We start from the raw sequence: 20,589 nt of genomic DNA on the forward strand, positions 1-20,589 counted from the left end.
ATTTCCGAGAACCATGTCCATGTACATAGATTTGTTTCTAAAAACCAAAGCAAAGGCATAACTCACGATCTGGAGCGGTGTGACGCCTTTCGACTTCTTTGCATTGGATGCTTTGAGAACAGCTGATAAATGAAAACGTTCAAAAAAGTATCTGATAGAATCAGTAATCTGCTTAGAATCGTAGTCGTTCTGTGATATAATTTTAGACAAGGCGTGAGTCTCCTTTGGGATGGTTTTTGGTGGTACTTAAATTATACCAAATGCAGAGGTTTCACGCCTTTAAAAATGCCAGTTCTTATTGAATTATCAAGGTTCTAAAGCACTTTTTTATGTGCGAAGTTTAAGTTAATTATCTGATTTGGCTCAAACTCTACTACTTCCAGGTCTCTCTTTAATCCCAGGAGCGTTTGATAAAACACTTGTAAATAAGCAAAGCGCTTTCTGTACTCTGATATATCCATCATATCTTCTTTTGTAAGCAGGTTATAGAAAAAAGCCTCAGCAGAAGAATGGTTCTGAATAGCATATCTGGAAAAAACAGCAAACCCCATTAGTTTCAGATTATATGGATTAATTTCATCGGCATCTGCATCCGGAGCCATTTTCCCATATATTTTCTTAATTTCATCTATATAATAGAAATCATCCGTCAAAATTATCTTCAAAGAGTCTCTATTTTCCTGACTCATCATCTTTTGATCAATTGAATAAATACCCTGATGATAATATGGTGTAAGACTCTGAAGGTAATTGGCCATTACTACAGTTGGATCATATCCATATTCCTCGCTAACAAGTTCAGCTAAATCCTTCATATTTATTGGTGCACTGTCAATGAGTATTTCAAGGATAGCAGAATCACGATCAAATGTCCCAAACCTAATATCTGGCATTCGACAGCAATGAAAATCATGAAAACTCCCATCTGGAACAATCTTTCTAAGTAAGTTATGCAATTCATATTGGTCCCGTATATCGTATTTTTTCATGATATCCGGATAATCTCTTACAAACTTCAAAGTAGAAAGCTCAATATTCTCATATGAATCAAGATTTAATACATCAAATAGTTCTGAATAATCACGGCCATCTATGTCGTAATACCTGATCTGTTCATTTTGTTTCCATAGTAAAAACCTACTATCAGCAAGATGATTTTTTCTTGATCTTAAAACAGCCTCGGTATAGTAAATACCCTCATCATATGGTATGTCTTCCTGCTCAAGGAATTCATTATAAATATGATAAAACTCGTTGAAAGTAACATCTTCTTTGCAGAATTTTCTTACTACAACCTGTTCAAGGTCTGCTCTCTTTTTTTCAATCCACTTACCATCAATAAAGAGCTTGTTACGGTTGAGATAGTTCTTTATCTTCAGACGCAATCCTGCATCTAAACCTTTTACATCTTCGAGAGCATAGAGAAGATCCTTTTTACCAGGTTTTATATCATTTAGTGCTAGATAATTCCATACATATGTTGGGATACCTAACCATTCAGTTCCGTCCTTTTTCTCAAATGAATATGTTTCATATAAATATCGATAATAGTCTTCATCAAACAGAGATATACCTATTTCAGAAGAATATATATTACGAACATTCTCAATACTTCGTTTTACTAACTGCCTTACACGTTCTCGTGTTAGTCCATATTCCTGCGCAATAGCCTCCAACGTTAAACCATTTAAACGCTTATTTATAAAATCTCTTTCCCTATCTCCAATATCTGAGCATGTTTCTAAATAATCTTCAAATTTCGAATAAACCCTGTAGCACCTATAATCCACATATTCTAATTTCTTTTCAGCAATAAGCTGTCCAATTATTTTTTTTAGTCGTTCAACCGTTATATGTTCTGGTAAGCAGAGCCTCTCCAGCATTTCATTTAGGCTTAACCCCTTAAACGGTATATCCTTGTACTGATTTAAAACCATATTTCGAATGGCAGTATCATCCCAAATAGCTGACTCATCTCCACTGATTACTGCCATCATTCTTTTTTCATTTTCTGTAAGATAATTGTTTATTACACTAACTATCTCATCAACTGATCCCGCACCCATGGCAGGAATTCTCATCATTTCTGACCTTGTCAAAAACAACACGTCGCTTAATTCGTTATATCCATTACTTATAAGCCGGTTTTTCGGACGATTTGATAAGACCATTTTTTCAATAGAAATATTATTAGCCTTTACATATGCAAGAATAGCATCATGGTATTCCGGGATATAGAGTATTTCAAAAATTGATTTCTTCTTCACAGCAGCTGCTTTTTTCTTTTCTGACAACTCCTGAAAGAATTTGCTCTCTAGAGCACGAATAAAGCTGGTAGTAACCCTTTCAATTTCTGTAGCTGATGCCATATCCATCCTTGGTATTTCTATTAATTTGTCGCCAGGCATAAATGCAATCTGATAAACGTAGTTATACCCGTTAAACATCAACAGATTAAAGGCTCTTGCAGATAATAGTTCCAGCATTTCCGTCTTAATATCTTTTTCCTTAAGCCAGTCTATTATAAGCTGTCTATTATCATCTTTAAGTAGCCATGCGTTGAAATCTTCAGGAATTATAACCTCTTCATTATCATCCATATTATCTGCATTTATGTCGCTCGCATTAGCTTTTTCCTGATATTCTTCTATTTTCTGCAAAATTTCATCTATTGATTTCTTCCCGAGATTTCTGATTTCGTTCAACGAATCTTCGTTACATTCAAGCATGTCTCCCACTGTATGTATATCAGCGCGATGAAGTGCATTTATTGAACGAACAGACAATCCTATCGTATCAATAGATATCATATTTACATCCATATTTCTTACCTTTAAAGCATCTTTCTAAAACTATCAACAATATTAGCTAATTCATCGAGCCCAGCCTTTAGCTCTTCCTTATCTTCAACATCCATCTTGCTAAAAAGGCGGGAATCTACATCTGTCAAAAGCGCAATGCTTTTTGAAACATTTTCCGAAGGCTTATTTCGTAGTAGCTGCGAACGGGATTTCAACAAAGCCCTTTCCATGGATAACTGAAGTTCATCCCCAATAGAGATATTTTCTTCAGCAAATTTGTCTACATCTTCTTTTGCATGCACCACAATCTGATCGAATTTTTCTTTGATTATTTTTCCTAACTCTTGCTGTTCTTCAAAGTATGTATTATAGGTACCATTCTTTATTAGCCCTTTTATATCTCGTATAAATTTTCTCTGATCGGGAATAGCTTTCATCATAGCATTATTAAATGCAATTCTTTTTAGCTGCTGCTTACCATCATCATCCAACTGCCTCAAAGGTGCCATCATTTCCTGGAATAAGCTATATACCTGATATTCCCTTGCAACATGATATTGCTCGGGCAATTTAAGATAATCAAGAAATTCACATATTACACCAGCAATCTCTATTCTTTTTTTTACATCAGCGACAGCTTCATTCGTACTCGTAGCATATTCTTCAACTGTGAGTAGCTTTGTCTGCACAACATCCCTATATGTTCCAACAGCATAATCTATTAGATCGTAATCAACTTTCTTTTCTTCTCCGTGCTGAATAGCAAGCTCAAGTAGTTTTATCTGCTTCTTGTCCTCTCGGATATCCATATCCATGATGACAGTTTCAAAATAAATCGGCTCAGACGTCTCTCTCTGTATTTTGCGCAGGCACGTATATCTGCGATTACCATCCACAATACGCCCATCTGCCAATGTAACCCCTGGTTCGCGCTGCCCTACCAAAGCAATATTCTTTTGAGTTTTCTTAATAGCCTCCGGATTACTTTCACAGATAAAATTTTCAATTATCCTGTTGTAAATATCTACATTAAGATCGCTGAGAGACTCTGTTCCATTTTCAGATTCATAACGGGTGATCCATGTTGAGATACGATCATTTTGGTCATTATAGTAAAGATAATCCAACCTTACACGGTAAACTGGGTAAACTACTGTCTTTCCCCCATATGTTACCTTTCTAGTTAACGTTGTTTTCTGAACTATTTCAGTATCAACAAGCTGTAATAGACTTCCCTCCGTTAACGCCCCACGTTTGGAATCGGATGCAGGCTGTGCCAGACCCGAAAACTCAACCTGTATCGGTTGCTCACCCGCTCTTGCTCTTACGCTTCTATATATTTCACGGATTTCTTCTGCCCCTTCGGAATCCATTTCCTTGCAAAGAAGCGCCATCGTATCTAATGCACGCTCAGCCATGGGTTGTTCCAGGTCTTGCTGGCCAATATGCGCTACAATATTACGAACTCCCATCAATTCTCTTGCCCAGGTTCGGCAGTTCTGAGGCAGGACATTCCTAAACACATCATGCCATCTGCGATCAAGTAGCCTAATACAATTAGCTATGTCAAGTGAATCCACCAAATCACCATAGTTTCCGCCACTAGGTAAATCACGCTGGTCATAAAGAGTTGTAAGAACTTCATTCCACCAATTATTCTTATATGTTTTATTTAACTCCTGACCTATATAACCTGACATCGATGACACCAGGATTCTAAATCCTCGTTGTACCAGTTCAAAATTTTCTTGCATTTTAATACTTCCTTAAGTTGTATTTTTAAATAAAAATGGGAACGCATGGTCCCCATTTGTTCTGATTATATCATATATTGCACAAATCATCGCTATCGCTAATTGACTTATAATCCACGTTTTTGACACCGCTTTTTCTTTGTTGTACAAGTCTCTTAAAAATTTCCAATCCTCATTATTCACCCACGGAATATTCGATTTTGTACTTTTCAACAGTTATACATGTCTGCAGCTGATATTTATATATTTATCTTTATCCACATTGCTGGGCGCACTCCAAGTGTACAATTATAATTATGATGGAATGATTCCGACTCATCTCCAAATTTATTACTCATAATTCTTCCACTCATTGATGTACAATATTGAAAACTTTCAGCCCCTTTCTTATAAGAGCGCAACCCCCAATGACAATTATCCGCATAACGAGTTCCTATAGTTGTCTTATACTCAGAATCAGCCAAGTACTTTTTAACTTCTTTTTCTGAAAGTAAAAAAACTCTATCCTGTGAAGTATATTTGGTACCTACATTATCTGGTTCTACTATCTTGGTTGGCACAATAAATTTTTGTTCTTCCTCATCAAATGCCTTGGGTATAAAAGTATTTTCAAGCCATTCTCTAATAAGGCTCTCACCCCATGGAGTTGACTTCTTACATTCATGGAAAGGTTGGTTATCAAGCACATACTTACTAATAAGCAGAATTGCTGAAGAATTTTTTTCTAATATAATCCATTCTATCGGCTCTAATTTATTTTTACTTTTTTGTGGATATCTACCAAAATAAAAAGAATCTCCGATACTAAGACTCTTTAAAGAATCAATTTTAATTTCATTAGTTTTTTTTGGCTTAGAAGCTGATTTCGAAGTCGCTTCTCTACTCAAAGGAACGGCACTGAAGTTATCTTTTTCCAGACTTTCCCATTTATTTATAAGTTCCCTGGCTTTTTCACCTTTGAACTCCCATGGACAATATTCTCCACATGAATAATCCTCATATTTATATTGCCATTCTCGATCCATGAAAGAATTGTGCACCTTTTCAAGAACATCCCATTGGCCTTCAAACTCCTCCATTTGGGGATTAACATTAGAAAACTTGAAATAATCCGAAATGCCTATATCCCCATAATCTTTAAAAAAGACATATGTTCCGTCTGAACGTGAACCATCGCCTCCATTTCCAAGTCCAATGAACTTTATTTCTGGCATATTTGCAAATGGTATATCCTCTGGTGAAATAAAATCTTCAAATAAAGTATTAAATACAACCCCTGTTTTTACTATTGTATTATCCTTTTCGTCTACTTTATCAGGGTGATAGGAAAACTCCTTTAGTTCATATGAATCAGAATCAAGTTTTGACAGAGCATTCTGAATGGATACAGCCTTGCCTTGTATTAACACATTCATCAATGCAAACATAATTTTGTTCTTTTTTGCCACGGATCTACCTCCAATTAATAAAAATATGTCTCCCGTTCAAGTAAATTAATATGCAATCACCAAGGATACCCTATCAATATTAGTATCATTCACTACCATAATTCCAAATTCTTCTCTTTCATAAAGATAATAGTGAACGTTATCTTCCTCTATAGACTCTCCTTCTTTGTTCATGACATTTTTAAGCGAAGTTTTCAACCTATTGAATGCGCTCGAAATCATCTGCTCATCCATGTTACCGCCTGTCATTTTAATCATATTTCTTTTATTAAATAATTCAGCGGGCTCAGCGGTTATCATCTTTAATACCATACCTTCATACGATAACTGAACTACCATATCTTCATCAAACAGCTTTACAGTTCTCTTCAAGAAAAAAGTAGAAGTGTTTGGATTATTAGAATCCTGCACCTCATCACTTAATTCCACTCAGCCTTTTTTAACTTACCCTTCGTAAGATTACGATGAATGACGACACCATTAATCGTCAATGCTCCGTTTTCTCCACTAATCTCTCCAAGATACATTTCCATAAAACCGACTCCTTAAGTCATATCTATATAATACACAATGCTATTTCTTGTAATAATATTGTCTAATCCCTTTAATCTGAGCCATTTTTATCAGTTCATCATCCGATGCGTTATCAACATCAAAAGATTCTATTAGTGCTGCCCCAAAACCACCTCCCAAATATGCACCAAGGCTCTCTTCTCTCATATCTTTTCTAAGCTTATCTATATCAATTTGGTTACTTTCATTAACCATCTTTTCCGCCACCATTCCAATCCTCATACAACATAACAATCCACAGTTTCGGCAGATTATAGGCGCCACTGTGGTTTATTATGTATGCACTATTTATACTTCAGTCTCCTCGACACCTTCGTCATATTCTATTCCAGTTGATCCTTTTTCACCTGTAGCAAAATGATATTTCCTATATCCCTCAAGTTTCTCTTGGATTAGATTGTTTTCTTGGCAAAATTCATCCCAATAACCAACGGGGCTTCCAGGATAATCGGACGGAGCATTTTTCCATGCTAATACATCAGAGATATATATATACCCATTATCAAATTTCTTCCCATTAAAATGCTGCAAAGAAATACAATCGTCCATTCTACTAATATCAACCAGCTGCTTGTTAAATATAATAACATCCCCTATCTGTGGTTTCTCATCCTTCCACATAATCCATCCCATTTCCTGCATGGCTTCTTTATACTTTTTAGTAATAGTAGTACTGCTAAGAGTAAGCTGAGGAAGTAAGTTTTTATTATAATTCACAAACTTGTCACAGATATTTTGTGATTTCGATTGATAGTCTTTAGCTAAATCAATATTACAAAAATATCTTACATGAACCGTCCCGTTCCAAAGGGGACCTGATTCGTATATGCTTAATTCTCCGTCTTTGTAATCAATTACTTCATCATTTTTTCTATAGACATAAAGAGAAGCGTTATTAAATAGAATGTCCTTCTCTGCTTTGATACTTTTTAATGGTTCATCGCTAGAGCTCAGCGCAGTATTATACATATCTCGGCTCTCCGCTGAATAAAAAAATTTTTTGTCCTCAGAAATATAAAACTGTTGTTTCTTCATCATTAAAGCCTCCTTAATCATACTTGCATATTATTAACGATATACCTCTCTACCTTTCAGTCCTCTTTGAGTTGTCTTTCTCCAATTTTCTCCTTATTGAGGTAACCTTGCTAGTAAGCTGCTTAACAATATCATTCCCTCTTGCCGCTGTATCAGACAGTTCCTGCGTAGAAATATTTTGTTTTAATAAAGCATGTATAAGTGCATTACGTTCATCTTTCCAAGAGGCGATAGAATCCAAAAGTTCCACGGATAAATATTTGTTTTCCAAACTCCCCTTTCTCCGCTGTAATTCTCGTATGCGATTTAGCTTCCTGACTAAAGTCCCGTGTTTATCGTGATTAAATACACCCTCATGTATTAACACCGATTCAAGTCTGTCTTCCATTATAGCGTATTCTATAGCAACCGCTTCTATGAGGAAACCATACTTAATAGCTTTATTAAGCCTTCCAATTTGTTCCTTATAATTTCTGTACTTTTGGTTATTATCAACAGCCATCATCTGTACCATCCCGCTTAATTTTGTTTATATTTGGAAACATCGATACCAAGCATTTTTGCTGTTTCTATCAGTTCCTTTTCTGTCATTCTATCCAAATCAGGAGTCTCAACAAGGGCAGCTCCATATCCTCCTCCGAAATATGCCCCTAATAATTCACTTTCAATTGCGCTTTTGAGCTTTTCACTATCGTAATCAGATACACTCATAATGTCAGCCCCCTAGTAAAGTTATTTTACAATTCAATATATTTCTAATTTCTTCCAAACAGATGCTCCATTTACCATAACAAGCAATCTAGAATTATACTGGCTCATAATTTGCCGCCTAGTTCGTTCATAAGTTTAAGATAAACATAGGCATTCGCTTCAGCATCACACCATGCCCTATGTGCCTCCTGCTGGCTTATACCGTAGTACTCAGACAAATAGGGGAGTTTTAAGCTGTCCCATCCCTTCTTATCCTTGATTTTCTTTGCCAGAACCTTAGTATCAAGATATTTGTTTTCAAAAGAAACTCCTGCGCGCTTGGCAGCTCTTGAAATATGAGGAATATCACAGCTCTTTATATTATGGCCAATCAAGATACTATCGCCGACAAACTCCTTGAACTTACGAATAACATCATCTACCGGTGGTTCATTTGCCACCATTTCATCAGTAATATGTGTCAGTTTAGCAATACGTGGAACAATTTTCCTGCCAGGATTTGCCAACATATCAAACTTTTCAACAAGCTGCCCATCAACAAACTTAACTGCCCCTATCTCAATTATTTCCGATTCGGCATCTCCTTTGTTAATGCCATAAGTTCCTGTATGTTCTATATCAAAACACACAAAGGTAGAAAAGTCAGGATTGGTAATCTCGTCCATATCTTTGGGCATTCCATCCTCAATCTCTTCAAAATCAATATCAGAAAGAACCAATTGCGTCATTACCTGCCTTATTTGTCTTTCTGTGCCATATATTTTTAACGTCTTATATCCAATAACAGCATCCTCATCTTCCACAGTAGCGATATCCGCTTCACTGGTATCTGAAGCTGCTTCCTTTAAAAACTTGTCCGCACCATCTAAAGATAATTTATCAAAATAAAAAGCCCTTAATGCTGATTTTTGTTCTCCACCAACACTCTCTATAGTTTCTAAAGCATCAGAAGCATCCTTTATGATTGTATCTATATCTGCTTGCCAATCTTTTGTTTTATATGTTGCATTTAGCCACCTCTGATTAAAAAAAGCAGTGCTTCCAATTATCTTATCCGCATTTTCTCCAAGCACTGATGCATGTGATGTTGCATATTGCATTATCTCTTGTTCTTTGGCAGCTTTGGCGTTCTCCTTAATCAAGCTATCTATGGCATTGAGTGGAACCTTTACCATATCAATCAGCTCTTCCAGTTGTTTCTTTACTACTTCAATTGGCATGGTATAAGCTGTTTCAAGTTCTTTTTTCTTATCTGTAAGTTTTTTCTTAATTGCCTTGAGTTCTTTAAGATCATGCTCGGCCTGTTTCAGGTTATTCACTGTATATTCAGTAGTCTTATATACAGATAGTCCTTTGTCCATATATTGCTTTATTTCATCAAAATTATAAAAACTAACTTGACCAGGTGTCTGCTCTGCCTTTACAACGATATTATCCGCACTTAATGTAGAAATATTTTCCAATGTTGCCTCCAAAAAAAATCTTATATCCAAAACCAGTTCATTTCTTTATTTGCACTTACTTCATAATCTTTTCCATCTAAAAAAGAAAGGAAGCTCTAGTCCCCTTTCGCATATCATTATATCATCATTTAATTTCGGATATCGTTGCATTACGTTTGAAAATTATTAAACCTTTATAAACAAATTCCAACTCTTGATATTTTATATTTTCACCACTTCTCCAGTCATGAAGCAATTATTTCTCCTATTTTGTCACCAATCCCCTCAAGTGCCATTCCAACAGCAACTGCAGCAAAAGTTATGAGGAATGCCCCAAAAGACATACCAACAGAGATAGCTACTGCCCCCACATCTGCTTGCTGACATACATGATGCCATTTCACAGCCTGAAGAACATCCATCAATGCCGGTAACCGCCAAGATGTTTGAGCTTGAAACCAGGGAGTCAGAGCCGGATCCGGGATTCTCAAAATACAACTTTGGGGATGGACTGTGGAATGAGTGAATCTCTGATTGAAAGCATCTTTTCACATGCGGATGAACTAAAGATAGGTACTTATGCATCAAATCTTCCGGGCTTCATAGATTCCGAGAACATGAGCCCTGAAGAGCTTGAGGCAGTAGACAAAGTACTTAGCCACCTCTGCAAGCAGAAGAATGAGACCATCATAGCGACATTGCTGAAAATGAGCCGCCTTCCATTAAAGGAGCCGAAAACTTTTGAAAGCTTTGATTACACGATAATCCATGGCAAACAGATGGATGCACTGAAAAACCTGAAATCTCTGAGTGCTGTATATGCAAGAAAAAACCTTGCTTTTATAGGACCTCAGGGAGTGGGCAAAACACACCTTGCAATGGCATATGGAAGGGAATGCTGTAATAACCGTCTAAAATCCTACTTCATTAAAGCCACGGAGCTGAACCAGAAATTTGTGGATGCTGTTAAATTCGGGCACGAAGAATCTACAATTAACGGACTTGTCAAACCATCATGCCTCATCATTGATGAGATAGGAAAATGTGTGTTCAATAAAGAAAGTACCCGTATGTTTTTTGACATGGTTGACCGAAGATACAATAAAGAAGGTCCAAACACTATGATCTTTGCGAGTAACAAGAGCCCTGATAAGTGGGGCGAGTTCTTCAGTGAAGATTCTTCTCTTCTATGTGCACTTGATCGTATTTTTGATGATGCCACAGTATTCATGATAAAAGGGGAAAGCTATAGGGGCAGAAAGCTGGAAACCATAGCCATAGAGACCAGCAGAAGTAAGCAGCAAGCGGTAAAGACAAAGTAACATTTTTGCATGATGTGCTGGCTTTAAAAACAGTATCTGCTTTATTTATGGTACAATTCGGAGCAGAGTTTATTTATATATAACCAGACTTTAGGAGCATTTCGATGAACGCCAAAGAATATCTTGCAGATCCATGCAAAGCCTCATCATTGCCATTTTGGAAAGCAGAAACGATAAACATTCCGGAACATATGAAAGTATTGCGGGATGATGAGTTTTCCAACTGTAAATATGATGGCTTTGATGATCAGTATTTTAGACTTATACATGATTTAAAAAATCTTAAAGAAGCAGTTCTTCCTGACAGATTTGAACTTGTTCAATGTGAAGAGAAATCTTACGCAGAACACATAAATTCCTGCTACGAGCATGAACACATGTCGATTAAAGAAATGTTAGCATACAAATCACATCCGGTTTATGATCATGATTTATGGGTTTCTGTAATTGAATCAGACAGTAAAAAGATAGTCGCGACCGGTATTGCCGAGTTGGATACCCGTATTGGAGAAGGTGTCTTGGAATGGATACAAGTTTCATCCGATTATCGAAAACTGGGATTAAGTAAATACATAGTATGCAAATTGCTGATAAGACTGGAAAATAAGGCAGATTTTGTCACTGTGTCAGGACGTGTGGCTAATAAAAGTAATCCTTATACATTATACAAATCCTGCGGATTTGTTAATCCGGTTATTTGGCATGTAGTAACAACATAAAAAGGGGATTAACCACCATTGGCTATTTGGAATCGATGATTATTGGTCAAAATAGTCCGATGCTGAATGGTCAAAGTCCCCCGACGCTAACAATAGTACATTCGAGCCTACTGTGGTAAAAAAAAGGCAGAAAGATATTTCCGGAATTGAAGATCAGGCTATTGCAATGTATGCCAAGTGGGAATGACCACTACTCAGATATCTGAAATGATTGAGTCAATCTATGGCTTTGAGATAAGTGAAGGCATGGTTTCGGACATCACTGATAAGATGATGCCTCAGATTGAAGATTGGCAAAATCGCCCATTATCTGCTGTTTATCCCATTGTTTTCATTGATGCTATTCACTTTTCTGTCCGCAATGACGGAATTGTCAGCAAACTTGCTGCATACATAGTTTTAGGAATTAACGAAGATGGAATGAAAGAGGTTCTTTCCATTGAGATTGGAGAAAATGAAAGCAGCAAGTACTGGCTTAGTGTTTTAAACAGCCTAAAAAACCGTGGAGTGCAGGATATCCTTATCCTTTGTTCAGATGGTCTCACAGGGCTTAAAGAAGCTATTCAGGCTGCTTTTCCTAGCACAGAGCATCAGCGCTGTATTGTCCACATGGTAAGAAATACTCTCAAGTATGTTGCCAATAAGGACATGAAAGCCTTTGCTAAAGATCTTAAGACAATTTATACCGCTGCTGATGAAAAATCTGCTCTCAAGCGCTTAGATGAAGTAGCCAAGAACTGGCAACCTCTTTATCCTCATGCAATGAATCGCTGGCACGACAACTGGGATGTAATCACCCCGATTTTCAAGTTCTCGATGGATGTAAGAACTGCCTTTTACACGACTTATACCGATAAAATAATTATGCCGATATTTACTGAAACTACTGATGATTACTACTCATTCAGAAAAATATCGGCATAAATTTTTGCATGATATATACTTGCCTTAAGGAGGTATATTTCTATGCATAATGAAACTAAAATCCAGGAAATACTCCGAAAAACTTTGAAGTCATTGAGAGAAAAAGAGTATAGCGAAGAAACTATTCGCCGATATAGGCGAAAATTTAATGTACTTAATAAGTTGGCGCAAAGCTTAGATATCCAAGAGCCCACTGATAAGCTATTCAGTGAATATCTGAAAGACTGTAATAATGTATATACTGGTGAATTTTCAGTTTTAAAACAGCGGCAAAGAATCCGCGTTGTAAACCTGATCAAGTCTTTCATTGAAAATGGTGACGTAGATACTTCCAGAAAACCTGGGAATGCTGTTGCCAACAGGATAAAATCTGAAAGATTCCGCACTGAATTAGACAAATACATTCGGTTATTAGTAGATGATGAAATACAGCCTAATACCATATGCACATACAAATGCCGGAAAATGTGTTGCTCAGGGTTATATCTTTTATAATAACGATACTCATTCTGGATATGTATCAGGTGTTACGATCTGGTAACTCTTGGCAACCTTAAGCCACCTGCTCTTAAGAAACACTGCTGACGAGATTACCTCCCATCAGCAGTGTTTTTCTCACTATTTCACTGTTACTTTACATTTAGCCGTCTTACTCTTACCGGCTTTATCCTTAACCGTTACTGTTATGGTACAAGTTCCCTTCTTTTTCCCTTTAATAACTCCTTTTTTTGAAACGGTAGCTATTTTCTTATTACTTGTTTTATACGAAATACTCTTAATAGTTGCATTGAAGGGTTTAAAGCCTGCCACCAGGGAATAACTCTTTCCCTTTTTCAGCGTGACTTTCTTTTTATTCACAGATGCCTTCTTAACCTTGATGGGATCCTTTTTCACAGTAAGTTTGCATGTTGCTGACACTTTACCATCCGTAGTTGACACCGTGATATTACAATTTCCCTTTTTCTTTGCTGTAATTGTTCCATTTTTATTTACAGTTGCAACTTTTGTGTTACTACTCTTCCATGTTAATGTAGTACTGCCATCTGGTGATAGAGTTGCTTGAAGAGTAAACTTTCCACCTTTGCCCAATGTCAATTTTGAATAATTGAGTGAAATGGTGTTAACCAGCTTAGAATTATTTGAGGAGTCTTCCTGTTTTGTTTCAGATTCCGACTCTCCCCCTCCTGGTTTACTTTGTTCTTCATTATTATTTGAAGGGCTTTCTTGGTGTGAATCATTCCCTGATTCATTTCCACCTGGATCACCTTGCTCTCCTTCCCCATTTGAAGGATCTGTTCCTGGTTCATTTGTGGGGATATCTCCGTTGTAAATAGTTGCTATTAATGTTTCACTAGAATCGTACAATTCCGATATTGAATTGCTCAAATTTTTATCATACAACCAAAACAACGCATTTTCTTCAATCTGACTATTGTTAGTTTCATCAGATATTATTTTTTTATCTTTATCAAAATGTTTTATCGTGATGCTGTTTAAAACAGCTAGATTATCTGCTCCAAAAGCAGAAATACACAAGTTCGACAGTTCCCCTGAAGACTTATATACACTTACATCTGCAAATTCATCATATATCCCATTTAGAACTATAGTTTTTGTGGTATCTTTTAAGGGTATATTCCTAAATTTAGCGGAGACACAAATATCGTTGCATGCCGCAAATCTATACACTGAATCAGTTTCTAATAAATAATCTCCATCATACCATCCGTCGAATGTATATCCTTCGTCTGGGCAGGCTATTAATGTCACAGGATCGCCTTTGGGATACTTCCCACTTCCCAAGACAGTTCCTTCCCCTGTTTTGTTATATGTTATATTAAAGCATGCATTTTCATCTGATGCCTTGATGTATTCACTTGCTAGGATAGTGTTATCACCGACTATTGGAAAATCATTTACAGATTCATTCCAATTATCATCAAGCGTCTGCGAAAAGCTTTTACCTGATATTAATTCTATCCCGTAATAATTCAAGCGTCCAACCACTTCAAAATTATTAATTTCCTCAACAGTATAGTTCATGATACCATCGTCAGTAGCATCAATTTTGATAGTGTATTCCTCTCCATCATTTGGAATATATATGATTTTTTGGTCTCCATTTACTTCTATATTTACTCTATCATTCACATAAGCAATATCATCGGAAGTATATGCAAGTATATTCCCTTCTGCGTCAGTTACCGTTACATCAACTGGGCAATTGATAAACACTTTTTTTATTTTATTCCATAATGATTCGTGATATAGATTGTTATCATAAAGATAATCAAATAATGCGTTTTCAAGATTTGATTTGGCATACTTTACCTTGTCTATTTTATCTTTTAATTTCTTTATTGATACGTTTTCATCCACCAGATCATATGATTTAAGAGCATCATAATACTTCTGTCCATCTTTTAATTCTGTAGTAAAGACATCCTCATCCTCAGCTTTAAATAACTTATAGAGTTTGTCAAAGCTCTTTTTCATTACTCCCAATGTATTTGAAAGATTTCCGTATCCTTTTGCTTCTAGTATAGACTGTCTGCTACTTATAAAACTATTAATTTCATCCTGTGTAAACTCTCCAATATAAGTGTTTGAAGCAAATTCCTCAACAACAGCTAAAAGTGCTTCTCTATAAGTATTTTTAGCCAAATCGGATACCTCATTGACATATCTAGTCATTACAGCTGCGCTCTCTTTGTATCCAGATGTAATTGTCCCCATATATTGTTTATAAGAAGGTCCGTAAACCGTAACGCTTCCTGCATATGATGAACCATATCCTATTGTATTAAATTTAACTCTATATTTGCCATACCGCCCCGTGTATTCCTTTATGTTCATATTATTAACTACTTTTTTTACTATTTTGGCATCTATTTGCACAGCATTATCAGACAGACTGATTTTACCCAGATTTGATGCAGTAGTAACACATTCACCAAAGTATTGCGCTAAAATTTCGTAGACTGCGTCGACAGCATCAGAAGGGGTATTAGCTGTCATCATTATCATTCTTGTTGTATTATCTGACTCATCAATAGCTCTTAGTGATTTTCCAACACTGGTTGTTTTACTATTAGTCTTTTTATAATCATCTTTTGCAGAGTCTGATAAAGTTTTTAGATAATCAGAGATTGATTTATCATAGTTTTCTAATTCCTTCTGCACTATTTTTTCTTTTGACAATTGATTACTATTGGTAGATCCATAGGAATTTGTTGAAGAAAAGTCTTCAATCGATATTATCAATTCATTTTGTAAGGTTAATCTGACTTTTCTCCCTATCAGTTTATTTGCCTTATCAATTAATTTCTGGTTTGAACTATTATTGTCTTCCTGAAAACTGTACGTTTCTCCATTTGTAAAAACAAGTGACCACGAATCTACCAGTTTTATTACTCCTACTTTGGTTATTGAATTAAGATCAGCGCCATTTCTGTCGTTAACACCTATTTCATTTGAAGGTGCTACTCCATTAATCTTGGTGGTTGCTATAGAGTAATTATTTTGTAAGCCACCTCCACCAACCATATATCCACAAATTCTTCCAGAATATTCTTCACTGGCAACTATATCTGAACAGTAATTTATATTATTTTCGATCGTATTTTGAGCATACTCCCTCCTGTAACCACAAATTCCTCCTGCAAAGGGCTTATTATTTTTTTCATTGCCAACAGAAGATATGTTTCCGTAATTTCGACACTCATTTATTTCACTCCCTGTATGCCCAGCTATTCCTCCAACATCACAAAATCCCCAATAATTCCATAATGACCCCGTATATGAGTTTTGAGCATATATATCTCCATAATTAGTGCATTCATAAATATTTGAATATAAGGCACCACCTGTAATTCCACCAGCATCTACTCCTCTTGAAGTATGACACTCAATATTTCCATAGTTTATGCACTTATTAAATTCTGTATTGGATGTTCCAGATATACCTCCTACATATATCCCATAAGAAGTACTATTTGTTGAACTGACATTTATTGGACACCTATTGACACAGTTAATTATCGAACATCCAGTATATATATACCCGATAAGTCCTCCAATATCTGAACTTGAATTCTTCTGATCAGTAATTGTAATCTGAATATTACCAGAAACACTGCAATTCTGTATTACAACATCTGATACATTGGCGACAGATAATCTTCCAATTAAAGCACCAAATGAGACCTTTTTATCAGTAGTAAAAACACTGTTTACATCTGACAATTTAAGATTCTCTATGTGAACTTTATTACCAATACAGCCAAACAATCCCACATCATAACTGTTTGCGTTTGAAGTAGATGACTGTAAAGATCCCGTTGAAAAAGTCAATCCTGATATAACATGCCCATTACCATTAATATTGCCCGTAAACGGAGTATCAGCATTTCCAATTGGAGACCAGCTTGTATAACCACTTAAGCTAATATCATTAGCAAGAACAAAATATGAACCGAGATTGTTTCTAATATTATAAAAATCATCGGGAGTTACAATTATATAAGGATTATCTTTTGTTCCTTCTCCTCCCGAAAAAGTTATGGATGGCCCATTGTTTAATACTGCATAAACAGTAAAGTGCTCAGCCTCAAATTCAACACTTTCGGTTTCCTCTAATACTTCTGAAATTACTACTTCTATATTGTCTTCGTTTGCTTTTTCTCTTCCTTCTATGACATCATCATCTATCCTGACAACGCTTATATCTTCATTACTATCAGGCAGACTAATTCCCTTTATCTCTACATTAACCGTCTTACCATATTCTATTGGTTGCCATTCATTGCCCTCTTCGTCAAGAAGTATAATATCAACCGCCTGTAATATCGTTACACTCTTACTTTGCTCCCCATAATCAGCAAATATCTCATCAGAAAGCTCTATTTCTTTAGCCTGAACAGTTATTCCAGACAGATTATCTCCCTTTACTACTATTTCAAGGTTTTCCGTGGTTGTAGATATTTCTGTTACGGTTTCTTCTGATTGTTCCTGCTCAGATACTTCTTCCTTATTTTCTTCATTGACAACCTGTTCCTCGTTATCTGTATTTTGAGGGTCTTCTGGATCATTATTATCTATATTTATTTCCTCTTCAGAATTATCTGCTGAAACATCATTGGCATCCTCGTCACTTTCAGGCGCGGTTGTGCTGTCTGAACTATCCTGAGTTTCAGAAACAATTGGTTCAGTAGCTTCTTCACTGTATTCCGGTGCAGGTGCGTTGTCTGAATCATCTTCAGTTTCATCAGAAGCGGGAACATCAGCTGTTTCATTTTGTTTTTCGTCGGATTTTTCAGTACTATCATCAGTAGGTCCTGATTGCGTTTCATCTTCAGTTTTTTCTGACATTATTGAATTTTCTTCAGAAGCCAACGGTTCATCAACCGCAGCATAAGAAACCATGTTTGAAGTAAGCATAGCTGTAGACAGAATAATCCCCAAGACTTTTCTTATATTCATATTATTCCCCCAAAAGACATTGTTAGTTTCTTAAATTATAGCATGTATATACTAACTAATAACAAACAAAATCAGCGATTATTCCTCTCAATTATTTCTATACTTGTTATCGAATCACTGGGACTTTGAAAATTGTTTTCTTACATATGACTCCGATACTACACAAAGAAATACCGCCAGCATTTTGAGCTGACGGCATCTCTGTAGATTATTATGAGAAAGATTTTTCAGATGATATCGTAAGTGTAAGTGTGCCTGAGAATGTCTCTCCATCCACTTCATCAGAAGCAGTTCCGATGATTGACACCATGCCATCACTTGCATTATCGCTATCCCACACTGTTTTATCCTGGGATGTTGCAACAGTAATTGTATTTCCGTTTGAACCTGTAAGGGAAATCCCATTATCTGCTGTAACAGATACTTTATCTCCTGATTCAAGGTATGACACATCAACTGCAACTGGCATTTCTGCACAATATCCATTTTCGTTGTAGGAAAGTTCAACAAGAGCCGGCAAGGAAACTGTATATGTTCCTGTAATTCCCAGTCTTCTGTTTGAACCAGCCCAGTAATAATCTTCGAGCTCTGATGAACTTGTTCTTAAGGAAGTATCAAGCATATTTGTCGCACTATATGGAGCAGTAGCAGTAAATGCTGAAGCGCATACTTCATTAAGACCGCTTCCACCAATGATCTCAGTAAGAGAGTTACATCCATAGAATGCATATTCCTTTTTTCTCCAATAAGCCTACAGTCTAATTTTATCAATTATCAAGGGCGATAAAAATGCCTGGTCGAATGGTATGCTAATGTAAAAACGACATCATGGTGAATACCACAATGCCGCTCATTCTAAATATATGTTATGAATTAAATATGATAGTTTGCCCTGACAATGACCATTGTAGCTTTCTACAACCATATTATTCCACTGTTTCTGTGTACCACCATAATAAATAGTCGTTAGATTAGGACAATTAGTAAAAACTCCATACTCAATTCTGGATACTGCAGGAATTCTCACTCTAATAAGATTTTTACAGTAACCAAACATCCCACTTGGCAAACTACTTATATCGCAAAATATGGTAGCTGTTGTCAGGTTTGCGCACATCAAAAAAGTATCTCCTTCAATATGAGTAAGATTTGCCGTAAGAGTAATCGATGTCAATCCATCGCTATCCCAAAATGCTTTATTCCCTATAGATGTTACAGAAGATGGAATTCCTACTGTTGCCAAACTATCATTCATTGTAAAAGCACAGTCACCAATCCTAGTAATAGTATTAGGCAAAGAAACATCTACAAGTTTATCCATAAATCCAAATGCATAGTCTCCAATGGATGTAATACCTGCTCCTACATTAATTCTCGTAATCTGATCCTTATGTTTATCCCACGGTACTGGGGAATTACCATCATAATTTCTCATATTTCCATAGCCATAGAATGAAAGTATGAGGTCATTCTCATAACCAGTAACTGTGTATGTTATGTTTGCTCCTGCTGATCCACTCTCATTTACAGCCGCATTTACTTTTACATCGCAGCAATCACTTACATATGCTCCATTTACTCTATTATATGCCCATATTGTAGTACTACCGCTGCTTATTCCTGTCACAGTTCCATCATTTGATACAAAAGCAACTAATGGATTGCTAGATTCCCACTCAATACTTTTATCGCTTGTATTATCAGGCAGAACAGTTGCAATGAGTCTGTGTGATTGTCCCTGATTAAGACTTATATCCTTTTCTGAAAACGTAAGTGATGATGCCTTTACAGAGAGGGATGAGTACTGTGATTGGCTTTATAGCAGAGGTTGGTGATATCGGACGTTTCACCGATCCAAAGCAGATACAGAAGCTCGTAGGACTAGAGATAGTCAAAAAGAGCTCTGGTAAGAAAAAAGGACAGCCAAGAATCAGTAAGAGGGGCAGAAGAAAGTTACGAAGAACAATGTATGAATCTGCGCGTGCACTGATGAACTGGAATCCTGCGTTCCAAGACGTGTTCCTTTACTACAGGAACAGAACAAGAAATCCTCTTGGAGGAATGCAGGCAAAGATAGCAGTTGCATGTAAGGCTATCAGAGTGTTCTATGTAGTACTACAGACAGGATGTGACTTTGATGAAGAAAAGTTCCGAAAGGATATCATCAGACCAGAAATGTGTTGCGGAGGCTGCCGGGCCGTGGCCTTGAATACAACTCCTGATGACTATTTAGGTAAAGATATGGTCGCATGTGAGTTTTTTAGAGGTGGATGGAAGAAAAGAGTTGACGAGCTGCTTAATAAACTTGGAGTTGGAGCTTAACAATAGTATTTGAGGATTTTTTGATTTTATAAAAATTTTACAATAAGTAGTCAAAAT

At 36.3% G+C, this 20,589-nt stretch carries 17 protein-coding genes and 3 pseudogenes; 5 read left to right on the top strand and 15 right to left on the bottom strand.

Translation table 11 applies throughout. From position 1 onward, the window contains the following. From G622_RS23310 to G622_RS25910, 11 genes and pseudogenes are all read right to left on the bottom strand, one after another. Nucleotides 1-210 (bottom strand): annotated as a pseudogene (locus G622_RS23310) (IS4 family transposase); the annotation flags it as partial. A 104-nt stretch (nt 211-314) separates the two neighbouring features. Continuing rightward, on the bottom strand, nt 315-2,810 hold the full coding sequence (locus G622_RS0116300; protein ID WP_196814230.1) for a DNA-directed RNA polymerase subunit alpha C-terminal domain-containing protein: 2,496 nt from the start codon (nt 2,808-2,810) through the stop codon (nt 315-317). 23 nt (nt 2,811-2,833) lie between these two features. Further along, nucleotides 2,834-4,555, bottom strand: coding sequence for a Swt1 family HEPN domain-containing protein (locus G622_RS0116305; protein ID WP_049945913.1), 1,722 nt, complete (start codon nt 4,553-4,555; stop codon nt 2,834-2,836). Between the two features lie 239 nt (nt 4,556-4,794). After that, nucleotides 4,795-6,003: a DUF6273 domain-containing protein gene (locus G622_RS0116310; protein WP_026511590.1), complete on the bottom strand. Its 1,209-nt coding sequence runs from the start codon at nt 6,001-6,003 to the stop codon at nt 4,795-4,797. Between the two features lie 45 nt (nt 6,004-6,048). After that, nucleotides 6,049-6,432, bottom strand: a complete 384-nt coding sequence (locus G622_RS0116315; protein WP_026511591.1) for a hypothetical protein — start codon at nt 6,430-6,432, stop codon at nt 6,049-6,051. Between the two features lie 144 nt (nt 6,433-6,576). Next, nucleotides 6,577-6,786 carry a hypothetical protein gene (locus G622_RS0116325; RefSeq protein ID WP_026511592.1) on the bottom strand — a complete coding sequence of 70 codons (210 nt, stop codon included), beginning with the start codon at nt 6,784-6,786 and terminating at the stop codon, nt 6,577-6,579. 78 nt (nt 6,787-6,864) lie between these two features. Beyond that, entirely contained in the window at nt 6,865-7,614 is a 750-nt protein-coding gene (locus G622_RS0116330; protein ID WP_026511593.1) for a hypothetical protein, read from the bottom strand. A gap of 46 nt (nt 7,615-7,660) precedes the next feature. After that, nucleotides 7,661-8,116, bottom strand: a complete 456-nt coding sequence (locus G622_RS0116335; protein ID WP_026511594.1) for a hypothetical protein — start codon at nt 8,114-8,116, stop codon at nt 7,661-7,663. 14 nt (nt 8,117-8,130) lie between these two features. Further along, entirely contained in the window at nt 8,131-8,322 is a 192-nt protein-coding gene (locus G622_RS0116340; protein ID WP_026511595.1) for a hypothetical protein, read from the bottom strand. A 104-nt stretch (nt 8,323-8,426) separates the two neighbouring features. Next, nucleotides 8,427-9,785 carry an exonuclease domain-containing protein gene (locus G622_RS24850; RefSeq protein WP_026511596.1) on the bottom strand — a complete coding sequence of 453 codons (1,359 nt, stop codon included), beginning with the start codon at nt 9,783-9,785 and terminating at the stop codon, nt 8,427-8,429. A 224-nt stretch (nt 9,786-10,009) separates the two neighbouring features. Continuing rightward, nucleotides 10,010-10,189 (bottom strand): hypothetical protein, encoded by a 180-nt coding sequence (locus G622_RS25910; RefSeq protein ID WP_026511597.1) that lies wholly within the window; start codon nt 10,187-10,189, stop codon nt 10,010-10,012. A gap of 93 nt (nt 10,190-10,282) precedes the next feature. Between G622_RS25910 and G622_RS23320 the strand changes: the two genes are divergently transcribed. From G622_RS23320 to G622_RS0116380, 4 genes and pseudogenes are all read left to right on the top strand, one after another. Further along, nucleotides 10,283-11,086, top strand: coding sequence for an ATP-binding protein (locus tag G622_RS23320; RefSeq protein ID WP_196814231.1), 804 nt, complete (start codon nt 10,283-10,285; stop codon nt 11,084-11,086). 104 nt (nt 11,087-11,190) lie between these two features. Further along, the gene (locus G622_RS0116370) at nt 11,191-11,805 is read left to right on the top strand and encodes a GNAT family N-acetyltransferase (RefSeq protein WP_026511598.1); all 615 of its coding nucleotides are present in this window, start codon (nt 11,191-11,193) and stop codon (nt 11,803-11,805) included. 79 nt (nt 11,806-11,884) lie between these two features. Beyond that, a pseudogene (locus tag G622_RS23325) lies at nt 11,885-12,657 on the top strand (IS256 family transposase); the annotation flags it as partial. A gap of 114 nt (nt 12,658-12,771) precedes the next feature. Further along, complete coding sequence (locus G622_RS0116380) at nt 12,772-13,224, top strand: hypothetical protein (protein WP_026511599.1); 453 nt, start codon at nt 12,772-12,774, stop codon at nt 13,222-13,224. A 123-nt stretch (nt 13,225-13,347) separates the two neighbouring features. Here G622_RS0116380 and G622_RS0116385 read toward each other — a convergent pair whose 3' ends face one another. The 4 genes and pseudogenes from G622_RS0116385 to G622_RS26720 form a co-directional block, all read right to left on the bottom strand. After that, on the bottom strand, nt 13,348-18,210 hold the full coding sequence (locus G622_RS0116385) for an Ig-like domain-containing protein (RefSeq protein ID WP_026511600.1): 4,863 nt from the start codon (nt 18,208-18,210) through the stop codon (nt 13,348-13,350). Between the two features lie 211 nt (nt 18,211-18,421). After that, nucleotides 18,422-18,832 carry a hypothetical protein gene (locus G622_RS0116390; RefSeq protein WP_026511601.1) on the bottom strand — a complete coding sequence of 137 codons (411 nt, stop codon included), beginning with the start codon at nt 18,830-18,832 and terminating at the stop codon, nt 18,422-18,424. Between the two features lie 228 nt (nt 18,833-19,060). Continuing rightward, nucleotides 19,061-19,645 (bottom strand): leucine-rich repeat domain-containing protein, encoded by a 585-nt coding sequence (locus tag G622_RS23330; protein WP_256374528.1) that lies wholly within the window; start codon nt 19,643-19,645, stop codon nt 19,061-19,063. Between the two features lie 165 nt (nt 19,646-19,810). After that, nucleotides 19,811-19,975: pseudogene (locus G622_RS26720) on the bottom strand (Ig-like domain-containing protein); the annotation flags it as partial. A gap of 41 nt (nt 19,976-20,016) precedes the next feature. Between G622_RS26720 and G622_RS23335 the strand changes: the two are divergent. Continuing rightward, complete coding sequence (locus tag G622_RS23335) at nt 20,017-20,532, top strand: IS110 family transposase (RefSeq protein ID WP_049945915.1); 516 nt, start codon at nt 20,017-20,019, stop codon at nt 20,530-20,532. Nucleotides 20,533-20,589: the final 57 nt, after the last annotated feature.

It is taken from the genome of Butyrivibrio sp. LC3010, from assembly GCF_000424385.1.
Lineage (GTDB): Bacteria > Bacillota > Clostridia > Lachnospirales > Lachnospiraceae > Butyrivibrio.

Bases quoted from the DNA above. Each gene is read 5' to 3' on its own strand.
- G622_RS0116300 (WP_196814230.1), bottom strand. From the start codon at position 2,810: ATGATATCTATTGATACGATAGGATTGTCTGTTCGTTCAATAAATGCA.
- G622_RS0116305 (WP_049945913.1), bottom strand. From the start codon at position 4,555: ATGCAAGAAAATTTTGAACTGGTACAACGAGGATTTAGAATCCTGGTG.
- G622_RS0116325 (WP_026511592.1), bottom strand. From the start codon at position 6,786: ATGGTGGCGGAAAAGATGGTTAATGAAAGTAACCAAATTGATATAGAT.
- G622_RS0116330 (WP_026511593.1), bottom strand. From the start codon at position 7,614: ATGATGAAGAAACAACAGTTTTATATTTCTGAGGACAAAAAATTTTTT.
- G622_RS0116335 (WP_026511594.1), bottom strand. From the start codon at position 8,116: ATGATGGCTGTTGATAATAACCAAAAGTACAGAAATTATAAGGAACAA.
- G622_RS0116340 (WP_026511595.1), bottom strand. From the start codon at position 8,322: ATGAGTGTATCTGATTACGATAGTGAAAAGCTCAAAAGCGCAATTGAA.
- G622_RS23320 (WP_196814231.1), top strand. From the start codon at position 10,283: ATGAGTGAATCTCTGATTGAAAGCATCTTTTCACATGCGGATGAACTA.
- G622_RS0116370 (WP_026511598.1), top strand. From the start codon at position 11,191: ATGAACGCCAAAGAATATCTTGCAGATCCATGCAAAGCCTCATCATTG.
- G622_RS0116380 (WP_026511599.1), top strand. From the start codon at position 12,772: ATGCATAATGAAACTAAAATCCAGGAAATACTCCGAAAAACTTTGAAG.
- G622_RS0116385 (WP_026511600.1), bottom strand. From the start codon at position 18,210: ATGAATATAAGAAAAGTCTTGGGGATTATTCTGTCTACAGCTATGCTT.
- G622_RS0116390 (WP_026511601.1), bottom strand. From the start codon at position 18,832: ATGCTTGATACTTCCTTAAGAACAAGTTCATCAGAGCTCGAAGATTAT.
- G622_RS23330 (WP_256374528.1), bottom strand. From the start codon at position 19,645: ATGAGAAATTATGATGGTAATTCCCCAGTACCGTGGGATAAACATAAG.